A 17,720-nucleotide genomic window follows, 5' to 3' on the forward strand; every position below is an offset into this window, starting at 1 on the left:
GGAGGGCGATCGGGGACGGGCGGGGATCGCGAGTCAGGGGTGTGATCGGGGATCGGGGGTCAGATCAGGGGCCGAAGGTGACCAGGGGCCGAGGTCGGATCGGGATCCGGGGGTGATCGGGGGCCGGTGTCAGATGGGGGGCCAGGGGATGGCGGGCCAGTCCTGGGAGGGACGGGGATGCAGGCCGGTGTCGAGGAGCCGGCGGACCCGCGCCCAGGTCGCCTCGACCTCGGCCAGGGTGACGAGCTCCCGCAGGCGGCGGCCGAGGCGGCCGTGCTCCAGATCGCGTTCGAGGCGGGCCAGGACGTTCATGGCCTCTCTGGGCAGGGGCTTGCCCCGCCACTGCCACAGCACGGTGCGGAGTTTGTCCTCCGCGGAGAAGCAGACGCCGTGGTCGACTCCGTAGACGTGGCCGTCGGCGAGCGGGAGGAGGTGGCCGCCCTTGCGGTCGGCGTTGTTCACCACGGCGTCGAAGACGGCCATCCGCCGCAGGGCGGGCTGGCGGCTGCGGATCAGGGCCATCAGATCGGCCTCGGGGTCGGCGTCGATCCACAGCTGGCACATCCCGGGACCGAAGGGGCCGTCCCGGTAGACCGTCGGCGGGACGATCCGCCAGCCGGTCGCGACCGAGACCTCGAAGGCGGCGACCTCGCGGGCGGCGAGGGTGCCGTCGGGGAAGTCCCAGAGCGGACGTTCTCCCCGCACCGGCTTGTAGACGCAGGCCGCCGCGAGCCCGCCCAGCCGGACCGAGCAGTAGAGGGTCATGTTCGTCGCCTCGACCAGCCTGCCCGCGACCTCGATGTGGCCCTCACTGAGCAGCCGCAGGGCAGCCTGGTCGTCCAGTCCCGTCGCGGGGACCGCACTCAGCGTCGGATCGCTTTCCGCGCTCATTCGCCTCCTTCAGCAGATGAAGCGCTCCTACCCCGGTAACCGTTGAGCCGCACGCAGATGTGCCCCTCGGCGTCGAGCGGTTGCCCGCACAGCGGGCACGGAGGGCGCCCGGCCGCGACGAGGGCCAGGGCACGCCTGCTGAAGGCCCTGGCCGCCGCGGGGCTGATGCGGACCCTCAGCACCGCGCGCTCGGTGAGGGCCGGGGACTCGAACAGGTCGTCCGCCTCCGGAGCGATCTCCTCCGCCTCGATCACCACCTGGGAGGTGATGTCGTCCCAGGCGAGCGCCATCGTGCCGACCCGGAAGTCCTCGCTGATCGGCGTCTCGAGGGGAGCGGTGTCGGCGGGCCCCACGGGGACGGCGGGAACCTCGGCGCCGCCGCTGCGCACCACCTCGTCGAGCAGGTCGTCGAGACGGTCCGCGAGCGCGGCCACCTGGAACTTCTCCAGTCCGACGGTGGTGAGGCGGCCCTGCCCCCGCGCCTGCAGGAAGAAGGTCCGTGCCCCCGGCTGCCCCACGGCACCGGCGACGAACCTCTCGGGTGAGTCGTAGTCGAACACCGGCATGTCCCGACCTTACGTGGTCCCGGATCCGCCGCCGACAGCGGCGTCGCTCCCGGTGAGGTTTTCTCCCCCGTCCGCGTCCTCCGAACCCTCCGCAGGCCTCAGACCGGTAACGTCTCCGCCCATGTCGTTGAGCCTGAGGACGAAGGGGCGCATGGGGGTGTAGCGAATGACGGTGAGCGAGGCGGGATCAGCCGCTATGCGCTGAAAATGATCCAAATGGATCCCCATCGCGTCGGCCACGAGCGCCTTGATGAGATCCCCGTGGGTGCAGACGAGATAGACGGCCCGCGGCCCCAGGCGGTCGTTCCACTCGCGGACGGCGGTCACCGCGCGGTGCTGCACCGAGGACAGGGATTCTCCCCCGGGGAACGTCACCGCGCTCGGATGGTTCTGGACGACGGGCCAGAGGGGGTCCTTCGCCAGATCGGCGAGCCGGCGGCCGGTCCAGTCGCCGTAGCGGCACTCCCCGAAGCGGTCGTCGGTCAGCGGCTCCGCGTCGCGGCCCTCGGCGATCGCCGCGGCGGTCTCCCGGCAGCGTTCCAGCGGGCTCGAGATGATCGCGTCCAGCCTCAGCGGCGCCAGCCGCGCGGCGAGGGCTTTCGCCTGGGCCCGTCCCGCCTCGTTGAGATGGACACCGGGGGTCCAACCGGCCAGCACCGGACCGGTGAGCGGGGTCAGACCATGTCGTGCCAGGAGAAGCGTCGTCACGGCACCAAGTCTTGCAGTGGTCACTCCCTCATTTTTAACCTCCCTGACGGTAATCTGGCCGGATCATGGAGCATCGCTATGTCGGCCGGAGCGGCCTGTCGGTGTCCCGCCTCGGGCTGGGGACGATGACCTGGGGACGCGACACCGGCGCCGAGGAGGCCGCGGCGCAGCTTCGCGCCTTCGCCGAAGCCGGCGGCACCCTCATCGACACCGCCGACGTCTACACGGCCGGGGAGGCCGAGCGGCTGCTGGGGCGGCTGATCCGCGACACGGTCCCGCGCTCGGAGCTGGTGCTGTCGACCAAGGCCGTGCTCACCCCGGCCGGACGGCGGCCGCGCGACGCCTCCAGGAAGCACCTGATATCCGCCATCGACGCCTCCCTGTCCCGCCTCGGGGTCAACGAGGTGGACCTGTGGCAGTTGCACGCCTTCGACCCGGACGTCCCGATCGAGGAGACCATGGCCGCGGTGGACGCCATCGTGTCCTCCGGCCGGGCGGCCTACGCCGGGGTCTGCGACTACACCGGCTGGCAGCTCGCCGCGGCGGCCGTCGGCCAGCTGGCGGTCCCCGGCCGGACGCCGCTCGTCGCCGCCCAGGTCGAGTACTCCCTGCTGGCCCGGGAGCCCGAGCGCGACCTGCTGCCCGCGGCCGAGCACGTCGGCGCCGGGGTGCTGGCCTGGTCGCCGCTGGGCCGGGGAGTGCTCACCGGTAAATACCGCACGGGCATCCCCGCCGACTCCCGGGCCGCGACCCCGCACTTCACCGACTTCGTCACGCCCTACCTGGACGAGCGGTGCCGCCGGGTCGTGGAGTCGGTGACGACCGCGGCCGAGGGCCTCGGCGTCTCACCGCTCTCGGTGGCGCTGTCGTGGGTCCGGGACCAGCCGGGGGTGGCGGCGGCCATCGTGGGGGCACGCACCCGCGGCCAGCTGGCCGGGATCCTCGAGACCGAAGACCTGACGCTGCCGGTGGCGATCCGGGAGGCCCTCGACGACGTGTCGGCGGACTGATCCGCCGGTTCGGAATGAGCGGCGGAGCCCGGTGAATGAGAGCGGATTGTAATGGCCACGTGTGGATCTGCACCTAATAAGAGCAGACCATATGGTCAGAAGGAATAAGAATTTTTCTCACGTGTCACTAGTCGATACCGAATCGCAACTTTCTGTGGAAAAGCCTGGCCTTCACACAAAACTGTCATTCAGGTGACAGGAGGGGTCAGCCGGGTAGCGGCGCGGTTCCGTCATTGATGTGCGGAGGGGGAAAGGTGCGATCTGTGATCTCAGCCGGCGCGCTGGCACTGGCCCTGGGGGGAGGCGTCCCCGCTGCGGGGGCCGCGGGCGCGGCCCAGCTGGACGACTGCCGGCAGGGGAACGGGCTGCTGGGCGGGATCACCAGCGAGGTCTGCAAGGCCGTGGACACCGTCACCGACGCCGTGGACGAGCTGACCTCCGATTCCCTGAGCCCGGTGACGGAGAGCGTGGACGACGCCGCGGACACGACGCTGGGAGGCGTCGGCGAGGCCGTCCCCACCAAGAAGCCGAGCGCCACCGCGGCCCCCTCCGCGACGTCCTCGCCCCGTTCCACCGCCACCGAGGAGTCCCGGAAGAAGGGCCTGCTGCCCACGGTCCTCAGCACCTGCCTCCCCCTGGTCGCCTCGCCCGAGTGCGGCGCCGAGGAGGCGCCGGCGGCCCAGAAGCCGCGGCCGTCCGCCTCGCCCCGTCCCTCCCGGAGCGCCGACCCCGGGAAAGACGCCGGGCGGAGCGGTTCGGAGGAGGACGAGAACCCGGTGGCGGCCCCGCCCTCCGAACCTCCGCACCGGCCGGAGACCCGGATGCACACCACGGAGGTCAGCGACCCGGTGATCCCCGAGCCGGCCGTGGTCGACATCGAGGCGCCCCGGCTGGACCCGCTCTGGCCGGGGCCGCTCCTGGAGGAGGTCCAGCGGCGGCTGCCGGGCAGGCAGACCGTCACGGCGACCCGCCGGTCCGACCCGCTGGGCACCGCCCTCACCACCACCCTGCTGGTGGCGGCGATCCTCGCCGTGCGCATGATGTACGCCAAACGGGGCACCGAGGAGTCGATCCCGCTCGAACCGGTCCGGGTGGGCCGGCACCGCACGGCGTAGCGGCAGGCCGGCGCCGTACGGAATGAACCGTACGGAACGGGCGCCGTACGGGACGGCGGCCCGGAGCGCCCGGGCCGCCCGGGCGTCAGGCGCCGATGGCGTGCACACCGCCGTCGACGTGCACGATCTCCCCGGTCGTGGCCGGGAACCAGTCCGACATCAGCGCGAGGCAGGCCTTGGCCGCGGGCACGGTGTCGGCCAGGTCCCAGCCGAGCGGCGCCTTCTCCGGCCAGCTGTCCTCGAACTCCTGGAAGCCGGGGATGCTCTTGGCCGCCATCGTGCGCAGCGGGCCGGCCGCCACCAGGTTCACCCGGATGCCGTGCTTGCCGAGATCGCGGGCCAGATAGCGGGCGCAGGACTCCAGGCCCGCCTTGGCCACGCCCATCCAGTCGTAGACCGGCCAGGCCTTGGTCGCGTCGAAGTCGAGGCCGACGACCGCGCCGCCCTCCTTCATCAGGGGCAGGCAGGCGACGGCCAGCGACTTGAACGAGTAGGTCGAGATGTGCAGGGCGGTGGCGACGTCCTCCCACGGCGTGTTCAGGAAGTTGCCGCCGAGGCAGCTCTGCGGGGCGAAGCCGATGGAGTGCACCACGCCGTCGAGGCCGTCCAGGTGCTCGCCGACCCGGTCGGCCAGCGAGTCCAGGTGGGCGGTGTCCTGCACGTCCAGTTCGATCACCGGAGGCGGCTCGGGGAGCCGCTTGGCGATGCGCTCGACCAGGCTGAGCCGGCCGTAGCCGGTCAGCACGACCGTGGCGCCCTCCTCCTGGGCCAGCTTGGCCACCGAGAAGGCGATCGAGGCGTCGGTCAGGACACCGGTGACCAGGAGTCGCTTGCCTTCGAGAATTCCCATCATGCTCCCTGGAGTGTGTCCGCCGGGGGAACCGCCTCCCCGGTGCGGTCTTGCGTGTGGGACGGCCGGGACACGGCCGCCGCCTTCCTCATGACGTCACGACGTCACGACGTCGTCCTCATGGTCCCGCCGCCTTCCTCGCGGCGGCGGGACGGGTTCCCGCCGGGACGCTCAGTGCCCCATGCCCAGGCCGCCGTCCACCGGGATCACGGCGCCGGTGATGTAGGCGGCGTCCGGGCCCGCCACGAACGCGACCACCTTCGCGATCTCCTCGGGGGCGGCCTGCCGGCCCAGCGGGATGTTCTTGCGGATCTGCTCCTGGTAGGCCTCGTCCAGCGCGGCCGTCATGTCCGTCTCCACGAAACCGGGGGCGACGACGTTCACGGTGATGCCGCGCGAGCCCAGCTCGCGGGCCGCCGAGCGGGCGAAGCCGATCATGCCGGCCTTGGAGGCGGCGTAGTTGGTCTGCCCGGCCGAGCCGAGCATCGCCACCACCGAGGAGATGAGCACGATCCGGCCGCGCTTGAGCCGCAGCATGCCGCGCGTGGCGCGCTTGGCCACCCGGTAGGCGCCGGTCAGGTTGGCGTCGATGACGTCGGTGAAGGTCTCCTCCTTCATCATCGGCAGCAGCGTGTCCTTGGTGATGCCGGCGTTGGCCACGAGCACCTCGACCGGGCCGTGCTCGGCCTCGACCTTTTCGAACGCGGCGTCGACGTCGGCCGTGCTGGTCACATCGCAGCGCACGCCGAACAGGCCCTCGGGGGGCTCGCCGGATCGGTAGGTCACGGCGACGGCGTCACCGGCCTGGGCGAGTTCGCGGGCGATCGCGAGGCCGATGCCGCGATTGCCGCCGGTTACGAGAACAGAACGGGACATGGAGCCGACGCTATCGGCTACCCGGCGGTACACGTCTTGTCCGTGAGGGACAAGATCACAGGGTTAGGATCGTTGACATGCGCCAGATCGATTCCGACTTCCTCGCCCTGCCCATGAGGCGGATGGCGGACGCGGCCCTGCAGCGTGCCCGAGACCTCGGTGCCGAGCATGCCGATTTCCGGCTGGAGCGCGTCCGCGCCGAGACCCTGCGTCTGTCGGACGCCAGGCTGGAGGGCTCCATCGACGCCGACGACCTCGGCTACGCCGTACGGGTCGTCAAGGACGGCACCTGGGGCTTCGCCGCCGGCATCGAGCTCACCCCCGAGGCGGCCGCGCGCGTGGCCGAGCAGGCCGTGGAGGTCGCCGTCGTCTCCGCGGCGGTCAACCGCGAGCGCATCGAGCTCGCGCCCGAGCCGGTCCACTCCGACGTCACCTGGGTGTCGTCCTACGAGGTCGACCCGTTCGACGTGCCGCTGCCCGACAAGGTCGCGCTGCTGGCCGACTGGTCGGCGGGCCTGCTGAAGGACCCGCGCGTGGACCACGTCCAGGCCTCGCTGATGCAGGTCAAGGAGCAGAAGTTCTACGCCGACACGGCCGGCACCTCCACCACCCAGCAGCGGGTGCGCCTGCACCCGGAGCTGGAGGTCATGCGGGTGGAGGTCGGGCTCTACGACTCGATGCGCACGATCGCCCCGCCGGTCGGCCGCGGGTACGAATACCTCACCGGCACCGGCTGGGACTTCCCCGCCGAGCTCGCGACCCTGCCCGAGCTGCTGGCGGAGAAGCTCAAGGCCCCCTCCGTCGAGGCGGGCGTCTACGATCTGGTCGTCGACCCGTCCAACCTCTGGCTGACGATCCACGAGTCGATCGGGCACGCCACCGAGCTGGACCGCGCCCTCGGCTACGAGGCGGCCTACGCCGGGACCAGCTTCGCCACCTTCGACCAGCTGGGCAGCCTGGTGTACGGCTCGCCGGCGATGAACGTGACCGGCGACCGCACGGTCGAGCACGGCCTGGCCACCATCGGCTACGACGACGAGGGCGTGGCCACCCGGGAGTTCGACATCGTCTCCGGCGGCATCCTGACCGGCTACCAGCTCGACCGGCGCATGGCCCTGATGAAGGGCCTGGGCGCGTCCAACGGCTGCGCCTTCGCCGACTCCCCCGGGCACATGCCGATCCAGCGCATGGCCAACGTCTCGCTCCGGCCCGCCCCCGACGGCCCCTCCACCGAGGGGCTCATCTCCGGCGTGGAGCGCGGCGTCTACATCGTGGGCGACAAGAGCTGGTCCATCGACATGCAGCGCTACAACTTCCAGTTCACCGGCCAGCGGTTCTACCGCATCGAGAACGGCCGCCTGGCCGGGCAGCTGCGCGACGTCGCCTACCAGGCGACCACGACCGACTTCTGGCGCTCGATGGAAGCCGTCGGCGGCCCCCGGACCTACGTGCTGGGCGGCGCGTTCAACTGCGGCAAGGGCCAGCCCGGCCAGGTCGCCCCGGTCAGCCACGGCTGCCCGTCGGCGCTCTTCCGCGGCGTCCGCGTCCTCAACACCGTTCAGGAGGGTGGGAAGTAGTGAGCGAGCGAACCGACGAGCACGGCACTCCGGCGGATGCCGCGACGAGCCTCCAGGCGGGAAGTGGAATGAGTCCTCAGGAGATGGTCGAGAAGGCCCTGGCGCTCTCGACGGCCGACGACACCATCGTCATCGTGGACGAGACGTCCAGCGCCAACCTGCGTTTCGCGGGCAACACCCTGACCACCAACGGCGTCACCCGGTCCTCCCAGCTGACGGTGATCTCGATCGCCGGGCGGAGCGTGGGCGTGGTCTCGCGGGCCGCGGTCCGCCCCGACCAGCTGGCCGACGTGGTGGCCGCGGCCGACCGCGCGGCCGAGGACGCGCAGCCGTCCGAGGACGCTCGCCCGCTGGTCGACGGGGCGGTCTCCGCCGACTGGGACGCCCCGGCCGAGCCCACCGCGATCGGCGTCTTCGGCTCCTTCGCCCCCGCGCTGGGCGAGGCCTTCGCCGCCGCCGAGGCGGGCGGGCGCAAGCTGTACGGCTTCGCCGAGCACATCGTCACCACGACCTTCGTGGGCACCTCCGCCGGGGCCCGGCTCCGGCACACCCAGCCCACCGGCCGCCTGGAGCTCAACGCCAAGTCCCCCGACATGAAGCGCTCGGCGTGGACCGGCGTGGCCACGCGCGACTTCACGGATGTGGACGTGACGGCGCTGGACGCCTCGCTGGCCCGGCGGCTGGAGTGGGCCAAGAACCGGATCGACCTGCCCGCGGGCCGCTACGAGACGCTGCTCCCGCCGTCCGCGGTGGCCGACCTGATGATCTACACGTACTGGACGGCCGGCGCCCGGGACGCCCTGGACGGCCGTACGGTCTTCTCCAAGCCCGGCGGCGGCACCCGCGTCGGGGAGGTCCTCTCCCCCGTCCCGCTCCGGCTCTACAGCGACCCGGCCCATCCCGGCATCGAGACGACGCCGTTCGTGGTCGCGCACGCCTCCAGCCGGCAGAGCTCGGTGTTCGACAACGGCATGCGGCTGTCCTCCACCGACTGGATCGCCGAGGGCACGCTGGCGCGCCTGCTCCAGACCCGGCACTCGGCCGAGCTGACGGCGATGCCCGTGACCCCGGCGATCGACAACCTGATCCTGGAGGGGCCGGACGGCGGCAGGTCGCTGGAGGAGATGATCGCCTCCACCGAGCGGGGCCTGCTGCTCACCTGCCTGTGGTACATCCGCGAGGTCGATCCGCAGACCCTGCTGCTGACCGGCCTGACCCGGGACGGCGTCTACCTGGTGGAGAACGGCGAGGTCGTCGGGGAGGTCAACAACTTCCGCTTCAACGAGAGCCCGGTCGACCTGCTCGGCCGCATCGCCGAGGTCGGGGCGAGCGAGCAGACGCTCCCCCGCGAGTGGAACGACTACTTCACCCGCACGGTCATGCCCGCCCTGCGGGTGCCGGACTTCAACATGTCGACGGTCAGCCAGGCGAGCTGACGGCGCCGGCGGTCGGCCGGGTGGGCTGACGACCGGCCGCCGGGGCGTCGCGGACGTCCCGGCGGCCCGCCGTACGGGAACGGCCCGTGCCGGGGAAGGCGCGGGCCGTTCGCATGCGAGGCGCGTTCGCATTCGGTTACCTGATCGTCACATCCCCCGGGGTTGACGGGACCTGGGACGGAGCGAAATATCACGGCCAAGTGCTTATGGTCCGGCCTCAGACCATTGGCCGGACAACGCCCGGAGGTAACAGCGTGGCCGAGAACAGACGGCATGTCCACGGAGCCGACTACGAGCGGGTGTCCACCGACTATCTGGCCAGACGGCAACTCCAGCGGGGCGCGGCCGGATGGGTGCTGCTGGCCGGCCTCGGCGTCGCCTACGTCATCTCCGGCGACTTCGCGGGCTGGAACTTCGGCCTCGCCGAGGGCGGCTGGGGCGGCCTGCTCATCGCCACGATCCTGATGGCGATCATGTACACCTGCATGGTGTTCGGGCTCGCCGAGATGTCCTCCAGCATCCCGGTCACCGGGGCGGGGTACGGCTTCGCGCGGCGCGCCCTCGGCCCGCTGGGCGGGTTCGCCACCGGAATGGCGATCCTGATCGAGTACGCCGTCGCCCCGGCCGCCATCGCGGTCTTCATCGGCGGTTACGTGGAGGCGCTGGGCCTGTTCGGGCTCGCCAGCGGATGGCCCGTGTTCCTCGCGGCCTACGCCGTGTTCGTCGGCTTCCACCTGTGGGGCGTCGGCGAGGCGCTCAGGGTGATGTTCGTGATCACCGGCATCGCGATGGTGGCCCTGATCGCCTTCGTCGTCGGGATGATCCCGCAGTTCGACGCGGGCAAGCTCCTCGACATCCCGGCCACCGGGGCGTTCGGCGCCAGTTCCTTCCTGCCCTTCGGGATCTTCGGGGTCTGGAGCGCGCTGGTCTACGCGATCTGGTTCTTCCTCGCGATCGAGGGGGTGCCGCTGGCCGCGGAGGAGGCGCGGGACCCGCGGAGGGACCTGCCCAAGGGGATCATCGCCGGCATGATGGTCCTGCTGGTCACCGCCACGCTGATCCTGCTCACCGCCCCGGGCGGCGCGGGCTCGCGGGCGATCGCGGATTCGGACAACCCGCTCCCGGAGTCGCTCCGGCTGGCCTACGGCGGCGACACATTCCTGGCCGACTTCGTCAACTACGTCGGCCTGGCCGGTCTGATCGCGAGCTTCTTCTCCATCATCTACGCCTACTCCCGGCAGCTGTTCGCCCTGTCCCGGGCGGGCTACCTGCCCCGCTGGCTCTCGGTGACCAACCGGCGGCACACGCCGTACCTCGCGCTGATCGTGCCCGGCACCATCGGCTTCCTGCTCGCCGCGTTCACCCAGGCCGGGAACCTGATGATCCAGGTCGCGGTGTTCGGCGCGACCGTCTCGTACGTGCTGATGATGGTCTCGCACATCGTGCTGCGCAGGCGCGAGCCGGACATGGAGCGGCCCTACCGGACTCCCGGCGGCGTCGTGACCACCGGCGTGGCGCTGGTGCTGGCGCTCGCGGCGGTGGTGGCGACCTTCCTGGTGGACGTGACCGCCGCGCTCATCACGGCCGGGGTCTTCGTCGTCGCGCTGCTCTACTTCTGGTTCTACAGCCGCCACCGGCTGGTGGCCGACGCGCCCGAGGAGGAGTTCGAGGCGATCGCGCGGGCGGAGTCCGAGCTCTCCTGAGCGGGCGGCCTCGACCGCGTCAGCCCTTCCCGGCGAGCGGGATGGTGTGCACCCGCTCCCAGCGCTTGCCCGTCACCACCCGGGCGGTGCCGTCGGACAGGTCGTAGACGGCCGACCAGCGGGTGTGCCCCTGGGCCACCCGCTGGAGCAGGTTCATCCCGTCCTGCCAGGTCCGCGCCTTGGGGAGCCCCGCGTCGAGCTTGCCGTAGCGGGTCTCGGCCGTGCGCTCCGCCTTCTCGGTGCCGGTCATGGTGAAGTTGGTCAGCACGCGGTCCTCGATGACGTTCATCCGGCCGTCGGCGTACTCGACGACGGCCGACCTCCCGGTGGCGTCGGCGATCAGGTAGTGGAGCTGCGGGTCGGGGCCGAACCGGACGTCGTAGCGGCGCATGACGTCCAGCGCCTCGTCCACGGTGGCGGCCCGGTCGAGCATCAGCCGGATGATCCGCACGCTTCCGACGTCCGGCCGGTCGGCCGCCTCCGCCGGAAGCTTCCCGTCGGGGGTCTGCGCCATCCCGACGGCCAGCCCCTTCTCGTTGACCCCGTCGAAGGGTGTGAGCACGGCGTGGGCCATCCGGCGGCGGGTCCGGGGGTCGGCCGGGTCGGGCGGGGCCGCGCTGCCGAGCACGTAGAACAGGTCCACCATGGAGACCGAGGCGTAGCCGCCGGGCGGGTCGGCGTGCACGGCCATCGCCGGGTGGGGGTCCCAGTCGAAGTTCCGGCCGAACAGGGGCCGGTCGCCCGGCCCGGTCGCGGGCAGGAAGAACAGAGAGCACGCCCAGTCGCCGGCCGGGGCGGCCAGCGACTCCTCGGTGACCGGAGCCTCCGGGTCGTAGGAGCCGTGGAAGGTCATCTCGTACAGCGGGAGGTCGTCCAGGCGGCGCATGCTCTCGATCGTCCGGCGGATGTCGGCGGCGCTCTGCGTGAGCGCCTGCCGCTCCGGCGCGGGACTCCCGGCCGGCGCGCTCCGCGCCGGAGCGGCCTCACGCGCTCCGGGTGAGGAGCAACCTCCGGCCAGCAGCGCGGCCACCGTCACCGGCACGGCCCATACATTCCGGCGATAACCACCCATGCGGCACAGTCTGCCGTCCGGGCGGCGCGCCGTACAGACCGGAGATCGTCTACCGGCCGGACGGCGCGCCGGTCCGGGTCAGGAGTCGTCCTCCAGCCGGAAGCCGACCTTCAGTCCGACCTGGAAGTGGGCTATCTCGCCGTCGACGATGTGGCCGCGGACCTCCGTCACCTCGAACCAGTCGAGATGGCGCAGGGTCTGGGAGGCACGCCGGATGCCGTTGCGGATGGCCGCTTCGAGGCCCTCCCCCGACGTGCCGACAATCTCTGTCACCCGATACGTTCGATCCGTCACCTTCCTCCCTTACCCGAAAGCCATGATCATATGACCGCTCGCGCCCGATCAATCCGAGGTCTACGGTGGAAAGCGTGAGGGGATGGCACAGGAGCCCGGAGGTCCATCAGGTCACCGACGCCCGGCCCTCGCTGAGCGAGGACATCGGCCGCCGGGAGAGGAACTACCTGATCAAAATGGGGATCAGGCTGATCTGCCTGGTCCTCGCCTTCACCGTGCCCGCCCCCCTGCCCGTGAAGATCCTTCTCTTCGCCGGCGCCATCTTTTTGCCGTACGTTGCCGTGATCGGAGCCAACGCCCCGCGGCCCACCCCTCCGGCCGACCCCGACATGACCGGATCGGGACAGAACGAGATTCCACGGCACCGACGCGAGATCGGGTCGTGACTAAGTCTTGACGCATCTCAGGGGTTGGAGGTGTACGCTTTAGCCAAGTGCCCTGGTCCCCCGTCGGGGCACTGGTGCCGGCGTTCCGGGCCCCCGTCGGAACGCCGATGAAGCGGCGCCGGGTGGTTTGCCCCCGTAACCACCCGGCGTCGCCCTTTTCTCTTCCTTTTCTCCGTGAGGTTGACCTACCGGCCTCCCCCGGATTTACCTGCCGGTGTTAAATCCCTTACCGCCGTCACGCGTCGCCCATCGTCTCGGTGGTCGCCCGCTCCCAGTTCCCGGCCATCCGGACCAGCCGCTCCACCGCGTCGGGCGGAGCCGTCCCCGCCCCCTGGGCCAGGCCCAGCAGGTAGGCCGTCAGCGGCGCGGCCGGGCGGGCCACGCCGTGCGCGACCTCCTTCGTCAGGTCGAGCAGCATGTCACGGTCGATCTTCTCCGGATCGACGCCCAGTTCCTCGCAGACCAGCGCGGTCCACTCCGCCAGCACGTTCAACTCCCGCTCCTCACATGCTCCAGATCGTCAAGCGTGTCGCAATCGAACCACGGTTCTCCGGCGAGGCGGAGCGGGACCGGGTCCAGCGGGGCGAGCAGGCCGCGCAACGACTGTCCCTCGTAGCCGGCGAGCGCCTCGGCGAGCGCCGCCGTGCGCCAGGCCCCGGCCAGCCACTGCAGCCGCCCCTCGTCGTCCACGAGCACCGCGCCGCCCGGCCCGCCGCGCTCGCCGGGCATGAGGTCCGTACGACCCGCGCCCGCCGCGCCGAGCAGCGCCGAGACGTGTTCGGCCGTCAGGAGCGGCAGATCGGCGGCGAGCAGCGCCACCCACGGTGCGGTGACCTCCGCGATCCCGGCCCGCAGCGCCGGGATCGGCCCGCCGCCCGGCGGATCCTCCCGCCGGAAGACCGCCCGGCCGAGCCCGGGGCGCGGGGGGCCCACCACGATGAGACGCGCGGCGTCCGCCACGGCCGCCGCGACCCTCTCGATCATCGGCAGCCCGCCGACCACCACGCCGGGCTTGTCCCTCCCGCCGAGCCGGGACGCCCGGCCGCCGGCGAGGACCAGCGCGTCGTAGCCGTTCATGGACCCGAGGCTAACCGAGGGGAGGCGCGCCCGCTCACGGCAGGGGTTCGGGAGACGCCTCCCCGGGGATCGCCTGGGCCCGGCCCACCATCGTCAGCAGGCGCTCCACGTGGGACGGCATGCCGTGCAGGTGCGCCCGGCACGGCGGCGCGTGCCGGGAGGCCGCCAGGACGCGCAATCCGGAGACGTCGATGAAGGTCACCTGGCCGATGTCGATGACCAGGCCGTCGCATTCCCGGCCCTCCTCGGCCAGGATCCGGGACAGCGCGGCGCTGTTGACGGCGTCGACCTGCCCGCTGATCTTCAGCGTGCAGCCGGCGAACCCGCCGCACCGGGCGATCCGGAGGCGCTGGTCCTGGTAGAGCACCAGTTCCCCGGGGGTGGAGTCACCGGACTCGAACGACCGGTTGCCGGGGAGCTCCATCTCTCTGTCCACCGGCGTCACTCCCCGGGAGACCTCGGCAGCGGAACGGCGTGAAAGACAGTGGTCATGGCGTCCCTGTCACCCCTGCTCCCTTGTCGTAGAGGCCGGGTCACCACCCTCCCAACGGTAACCCCGAACAACAATACCTGAAATACTCTTCGTGAAAGATTTCCGGAGACACGAACATCCACGCGTTTCGGCTCTCGGGATGAACCGGCGGCCACGGACTTCTAGGGTGAGATCATGGACAGCTCTGGCGCCAACCGGCCGCACACCCGCTGGACGTTCCTCACCAACCACGCGCGGGTGCTGCTGATGGTCGCCCGGGACCCGCGGGCACGGCTGCGCGACGTGGCCGCCGGCATCGGGATCACCGAACGGGCCGCGCAGGCGATCGTCTCCGATCTGGAGGAGGCCGGTTATCTCACCCGCACCCGGGTGGGACGGCGCAACCACTACAGCATCGACCCCACCCGGCGGTTCCGGCATCCGGCCGAGGCCGGGGTCCGCATCGAGAGCCTGCTCGACATCTTCACCCACCGGGAGAACACGCCCTCGGCCGATCCGGACGGCGCCGGGCAGGATCACGCCCAGCGGGGCCGACGGGAACACCCCTGACCGCCGGCGCTCGCCGGACCGGAGGGATCCGCGATCAGCCGCCGATGGCGGACATCGGGCGGGCCGGCTGCAGGAACGCGGGGTCGTCGATGCCGTGCCCGGCCTTCTTCGTCCGGACCGCCGCCGTCCAGCGCTCGGCGAGCTCGTCGTCGGAGGCTCCCGAGCGCATCGCCGCCCGCAGATCGGACTCCTCGGTGGCGAACAGGCAGTTGCGGATCTGGCCGTCGGCGGTGAGCCGCACCCGGTCACAGGCGCCGCAGAACGGCCGGGTCACCGAGCCGATCACGCCGACCCGGGCCGGGCCGCCGTCGACGAGGAACAGCTCGGCGGGGGCGCTGCCGCGCTCGACCGGGTCGTCCTCGGTGAGGTCGAAGGACTCCTTCAGCATCGCGAGGATCTCGTCGGCGGTGATCATGTTCTCCCGGCGCCAGCCGTGCTGCGCGTCCAGGGGCATCTGCTCGATGAAGCGGAGCTCGTATCCCCGCTCCAGGCAGTAGCGGAGCAGCGGGGCGGCCTCGTGCTCGTTGATCCCGCGCATGAGCACCGCGTTGACCTTGACCGGCCGGAGCCCGGCGGCCTCGGCCGCGGCCAGGCCGGCCAGGACGTCCGCCAGCCGGTCGCGGTGGGCGAGCTTGACGAACGTCTCGCGGTCGAGGGTGTCGAGCGAGACGTTGACACGGTGCAGTCCGGCCTCGGCGAGCGGGGCGGCCAGCCGGGCCAGCCCGATGCCGTTGGTGGTCAGCGAGACCTGCGGCGTGGGCGTGAGGGCGACCGTACGGGCCACGATCTCCACCAGCTCCCGGCGGAGCAGCGGCTCGCCGCCGGTGTAGCGGACCTCGGTGATGCCCAGGCGCTCCACCCCGATGGCCACCAGCCGGACGATCTCCTCGGCGGTCAGCAGGTCCGGCTTGGGCAGCCAGTCGAGGCCCTCCGGGGGCATGCAATATGAACAGCGCAGATTGCACCGGTCCGTGAGGGACACCCGCAGATCGGTCGCCACCCGCCCGAACGAGTCCTGCAACACGAGGCGTCCCCTCCATCCATCACGGCCGAACAGGGAGCCAGCCTAAGGCCGCCTCCCTGTCTTGCCCAAACATACGTTCCATCCGCTGACAACAGCCGTCCCCGGCGGATGATTCCTCGGAGGATCATCCGAATCCGGGTCTCCCCACTCGGGAGCGCCGCCTACTCCGGACGGCCGAGCGCGGCGGCCGGCACCGGGATGGCCGGGAAGGGGTTGTCCGGCAGCAGGATCACCCGCCGCGCCCGGTCCGGCTGCATGGCGGCGTCCAGGTGCAGCAGCGCGGCGCCGACGCCGGCCGCGCCGACCATGTAGCCGGTGTCGGCCGAGACCTCGCCCGGGCGGAGCCGGCGGTAGGCCTGGTACCAGCGCATGCCCCGGCCGTCGGGGTCGGTCGCGTGGCCGATGAGGCTCCCGGCGAGGGTGCCGGCGAACTCCAGATACCGCTCCCGCCCGGTCGCCGCCCACAGCCCGACGAACAGCTCCAGCAGCCCGGCGGTGCCGCAGCACTGGCAGGCCGTGTTCCACAGCCCGGGCGCGCTCCGCTGCGGGACGCCGGAGCGCACGATGCCGTGCGCCATCCGCTCGGCCCAGTCCAGGTCGCCCGGGTCCCCCGCGGCCCGGTACAGCTCGTAGAACATCCGCGCCACCCCGGCCGAGCCCGAGCAGAAGCCCAGATAGTGCAGGCTCCTGGCCTGCGGGACGTGATGCGGGACGACCGCGCACCCGCCGGTGACGACGCTGACCTCGCGGACGAAGCCGGCCCCCCGGCGCGCGGCGTCCAGGAAGCGCCGCTCGCCGGTGACCCCGTGCAGGCGCGCCAGCAGCAGGGCGGTGCCCGCCGTGCCGGACAGGAAGCCCGGGGTGACCGCGTCGGCGGGCAGATCGGGGCAGTCGCCGAAGCGGTGGCCGGGCACGGCCAGCCCGGCGATGCGCTCGCCGGCCTCCAGCGCCACCTGCTCGTAGACGGGCACGCCGAATGCGGCGGCGGCCCGCAGCAGCACGAGCACGATGCCGCCGTCACCGCGCTGCGCGGGGTCCGCGGACCAGCCGAGGCCGCCGCCGACCGGGCGCACGGCGCGGACGATCCGGTCGGCGGCCGCCAGGGCCTCCGCCTCGAATCTCTCCTCGCCCAGCGCCCACCCCGCCTCGGTGAGCGCGACGACCGTGCCGGCCAGGCCGTGGTAGAGGGACGGGTCCGCCTGATCCCGCCAGGTCGCGGCGAGGTAGCGGGCCCCCGCGCGGGCGTCCTCCAGGTACGCCTCATGGCCGGTCGCCGCGGCGAGCTCCAGGAAGAACAGCACGATGCCCGCCGCCCCGGAGTAGAGCGAGGCGGGCTCCGCGGTCACGGCCGACCTGCCCCGGGGGTCGGGATTGGCCCGCCAGTGCCGCCCGCGCCCGTCGTCGACGGCCGCCGATCGAATCCAGCGGCCCGCCGCGACGGCAGCGGTCAGGGGCGTCTCGGCGCGCTCGCTCGACGCGCGAATCCAGTCCAGACCCATGCCCGAAGTATCCCACACAATTAGTAGGTAAATAGGGTTTTCTGGGAACCCTCCTCCTCACAAGGTCCCGCCGCGTCGCCCGCCTGTCGAGCCCCGCCGGCGACCCGAACGGGGCCCGCGCCGGCGCGCGCCTTCACGGCGCACCGCCGTCGAGAGGGAGGACAGGGCCGAGCGCCTCGATCAGCCGGTCCGGAACCGGCACCGTCCCCGAACCGTCGGGGGCGAACGCGACGTACACCGCGGAGCCGGTGGCGGTCAGCTCACCGTCGCGGCGGAAGGCGAAGTCCAGCGTGAAGCTCTTCTTGCCGATCCGCGCCGTGCTGATCAGGACCTCGGGGCGGTCCTCGCCCCGGATGGGCGACTTCCAGTCGATGTCGACGTGCGCGATGTGCACGTCGATGCCCAGCTCCTTCCAGCGGGAGTACGACACGCCGCGATGGGCGAAGAAGCCGTCCACCGCCTCGTCCACGTACGCCAGATACCACATGTTGAACATGACGCCCTGGCCGTCGATCTCGTAGAAACGCGGCGTGAAGCGCTGCGCGTACACATCACCGGGAGCCGGCGTCGCCGTTGTTCCGTCCGCCATTCGGG

The 17,720-nt window shown here is 71.8% G+C and carries 20 protein-coding genes; 7 read left to right on the forward strand and 13 right to left on the reverse strand.

Annotation, left to right across the window (positions count from 1 at the left end; all coding sequences use genetic code 11):
- Window positions 1-129: 129 nt before the first annotated feature.
- Genes Plo01_RS16855 through Plo01_RS16865 form a run of 3 tightly spaced genes read right to left on the reverse strand, consistent with a single transcriptional unit; the run spans window position 130 to window position 2,165 of the window.
- Window positions 130-891 (reverse strand): SCO1664 family protein, encoded by a 762-nt coding sequence (locus Plo01_RS16855; protein WP_203891528.1) that lies wholly within the window; start codon window positions 889-891, stop codon window positions 130-132.
- Window positions 888-1,457 (reverse strand): DUF3090 family protein, encoded by a 570-nt coding sequence (locus Plo01_RS16860; RefSeq protein WP_203891529.1) that lies wholly within the window; start codon window positions 1,455-1,457, stop codon window positions 888-890. The genes Plo01_RS16855 and Plo01_RS16860 overlap by 4 nt, the downstream gene beginning before the upstream one ends.
- Before the next feature lie 9 nt (window positions 1,458-1,466).
- A complete protein-coding gene (locus Plo01_RS16865) occupies window positions 1,467-2,165 on the reverse strand; it encodes a histidine phosphatase family protein (RefSeq protein ID WP_203891530.1) in 699 nt (232 codons plus the stop codon).
- A gap of 65 nt (window positions 2,166-2,230) precedes the next feature.
- On the opposite strand from Plo01_RS16865, the gene Plo01_RS16870 reads away from it, so the two are divergent.
- Both Plo01_RS16870 and Plo01_RS16875 read left to right on the forward strand, forming a co-directional pair.
- Complete coding sequence (locus tag Plo01_RS16870; RefSeq protein ID WP_203891531.1) at window positions 2,231-3,175, forward strand: aldo/keto reductase; 945 nt, start codon at window positions 2,231-2,233, stop codon at window positions 3,173-3,175.
- Between the two features lie 263 nt (window positions 3,176-3,438).
- Complete coding sequence (locus Plo01_RS16875) at window positions 3,439-4,290, forward strand: prolipoprotein diacylglyceryl transferase (RefSeq protein WP_203891532.1); 852 nt, start codon at window positions 3,439-3,441, stop codon at window positions 4,288-4,290.
- 85 nt (window positions 4,291-4,375) lie between these two features.
- Here Plo01_RS16875 and fabI read toward each other — a convergent pair whose 3' ends face one another.
- Both fabI and Plo01_RS16885 read right to left on the reverse strand, forming a co-directional pair.
- Complete coding sequence (gene fabI, locus Plo01_RS16880) at window positions 4,376-5,140, reverse strand: enoyl-ACP reductase FabI (RefSeq protein ID WP_203891533.1); 765 nt, start codon at window positions 5,138-5,140, stop codon at window positions 4,376-4,378.
- Between the two features lie 171 nt (window positions 5,141-5,311).
- Entirely contained in the window at window positions 5,312-6,016 is a 705-nt protein-coding gene (locus Plo01_RS16885) for a beta-ketoacyl-ACP reductase (protein WP_203891534.1), read from the reverse strand.
- A gap of 77 nt (window positions 6,017-6,093) precedes the next feature.
- Here Plo01_RS16885 and Plo01_RS16890 point away from each other — a divergent pair, with 77 nt between their 5' ends.
- The 3 genes from Plo01_RS16890 (at window position 6,094) to eat (ending at window position 10,732) form a co-directional block, all read left to right on the forward strand.
- Window positions 6,094-7,593, forward strand: coding sequence for a TldD/PmbA family protein (locus Plo01_RS16890; protein ID WP_203891535.1), 1,500 nt, complete (start codon window positions 6,094-6,096; stop codon window positions 7,591-7,593).
- Window positions 7,594-7,661: 68 nt separating this feature from the next.
- Window positions 7,662-9,029 (forward strand): metallopeptidase TldD-related protein, encoded by a 1,368-nt coding sequence (locus Plo01_RS16895; protein WP_203891536.1) that lies wholly within the window; start codon window positions 7,662-7,664, stop codon window positions 9,027-9,029.
- Window positions 9,030-9,283: 254 nt separating this feature from the next.
- Window positions 9,284-10,732, forward strand: coding sequence for an ethanolamine permease (gene eat / locus Plo01_RS16900; RefSeq protein WP_239316486.1), 1,449 nt, complete (start codon window positions 9,284-9,286; stop codon window positions 10,730-10,732).
- Between the two features lie 19 nt (window positions 10,733-10,751).
- On the opposite strand, the gene Plo01_RS16905 is transcribed toward eat, so the two are convergent.
- Both Plo01_RS16905 and Plo01_RS16910 read right to left on the reverse strand, forming a co-directional pair.
- Complete coding sequence (locus Plo01_RS16905) at window positions 10,752-11,804, reverse strand: linear amide C-N hydrolase (protein ID WP_203891537.1); 1,053 nt, start codon at window positions 11,802-11,804, stop codon at window positions 10,752-10,754.
- 78 nt (window positions 11,805-11,882) lie between these two features.
- Window positions 11,883-12,098: a dodecin gene (locus Plo01_RS16910; protein WP_203891538.1), complete on the reverse strand. Its 216-nt coding sequence runs from the start codon at window positions 12,096-12,098 to the stop codon at window positions 11,883-11,885.
- A gap of 74 nt (window positions 12,099-12,172) precedes the next feature.
- Here Plo01_RS16910 and Plo01_RS16915 point away from each other — a divergent pair, with 74 nt between their 5' ends.
- Entirely contained in the window at window positions 12,173-12,484 is a 312-nt protein-coding gene (locus Plo01_RS16915; protein ID WP_203891539.1) for a DUF3099 domain-containing protein, read from the forward strand.
- 235 nt (window positions 12,485-12,719) lie between these two features.
- Here the strand turns inward: Plo01_RS16915 and Plo01_RS16920 are convergent, their stop codons facing one another.
- From Plo01_RS16920 to Plo01_RS16930, 3 genes are read right to left on the reverse strand one after another with little or no spacing between them, the layout of a single operon-like run.
- Window positions 12,720-12,971 (reverse strand): DUF6457 domain-containing protein, encoded by a 252-nt coding sequence (locus Plo01_RS16920; RefSeq protein WP_307837386.1) that lies wholly within the window; start codon window positions 12,969-12,971, stop codon window positions 12,720-12,722.
- 2 nt (window positions 12,972-12,973) lie between these two features.
- A complete protein-coding gene (mobA, locus tag Plo01_RS16925) occupies window positions 12,974-13,561 on the reverse strand; it encodes a molybdenum cofactor guanylyltransferase (protein ID WP_203891541.1) in 588 nt (195 codons plus the stop codon).
- 34 nt (window positions 13,562-13,595) lie between these two features.
- Window positions 13,596-13,997, reverse strand: a complete 402-nt coding sequence (locus Plo01_RS16930; protein WP_203891542.1) for an STAS domain-containing protein — start codon at window positions 13,995-13,997, stop codon at window positions 13,596-13,598.
- A 231-nt stretch (window positions 13,998-14,228) separates the two neighbouring features.
- Here Plo01_RS16930 and Plo01_RS16935 point away from each other — a divergent pair, with 231 nt between their 5' ends.
- Complete coding sequence (locus Plo01_RS16935; RefSeq protein WP_203891543.1) at window positions 14,229-14,603, forward strand: helix-turn-helix transcriptional regulator; 375 nt, start codon at window positions 14,229-14,231, stop codon at window positions 14,601-14,603.
- Between the two features lie 34 nt (window positions 14,604-14,637).
- On the opposite strand, the gene moaA is transcribed toward Plo01_RS16935, so the two are convergent.
- The 3 genes from moaA to Plo01_RS16950 all read right to left on the reverse strand — a co-directional run bounded on the left by moaA (window position 14,638) and on the right by Plo01_RS16950 (window position 17,715).
- Entirely contained in the window at window positions 14,638-15,627 is a 990-nt protein-coding gene (moaA, locus tag Plo01_RS16940; protein ID WP_203891544.1) for a GTP 3',8-cyclase MoaA, read from the reverse strand.
- Between the two features lie 161 nt (window positions 15,628-15,788).
- On the reverse strand, window positions 15,789-17,126 hold the full coding sequence (locus tag Plo01_RS16945) for a lanthionine synthetase LanC family protein (protein WP_203891545.1): 1,338 nt from the start codon (window positions 17,124-17,126) through the stop codon (window positions 15,789-15,791).
- A gap of 133 nt (window positions 17,127-17,259) precedes the next feature.
- On the reverse strand, window positions 17,260-17,715 hold the full coding sequence (locus Plo01_RS16950) for an acyl-CoA thioesterase (protein ID WP_203891546.1): 456 nt from the start codon (window positions 17,713-17,715) through the stop codon (window positions 17,260-17,262).
- Between the last annotated feature and the right edge of the window lie 5 nt (window positions 17,716-17,720).

It is taken from the genome of Planobispora longispora (assembly GCF_016863135.1).
In the GTDB taxonomy this organism is placed as follows: Bacteria; Actinomycetota; Actinomycetes; order Streptosporangiales; family Streptosporangiaceae; genus Planobispora; species Planobispora longispora.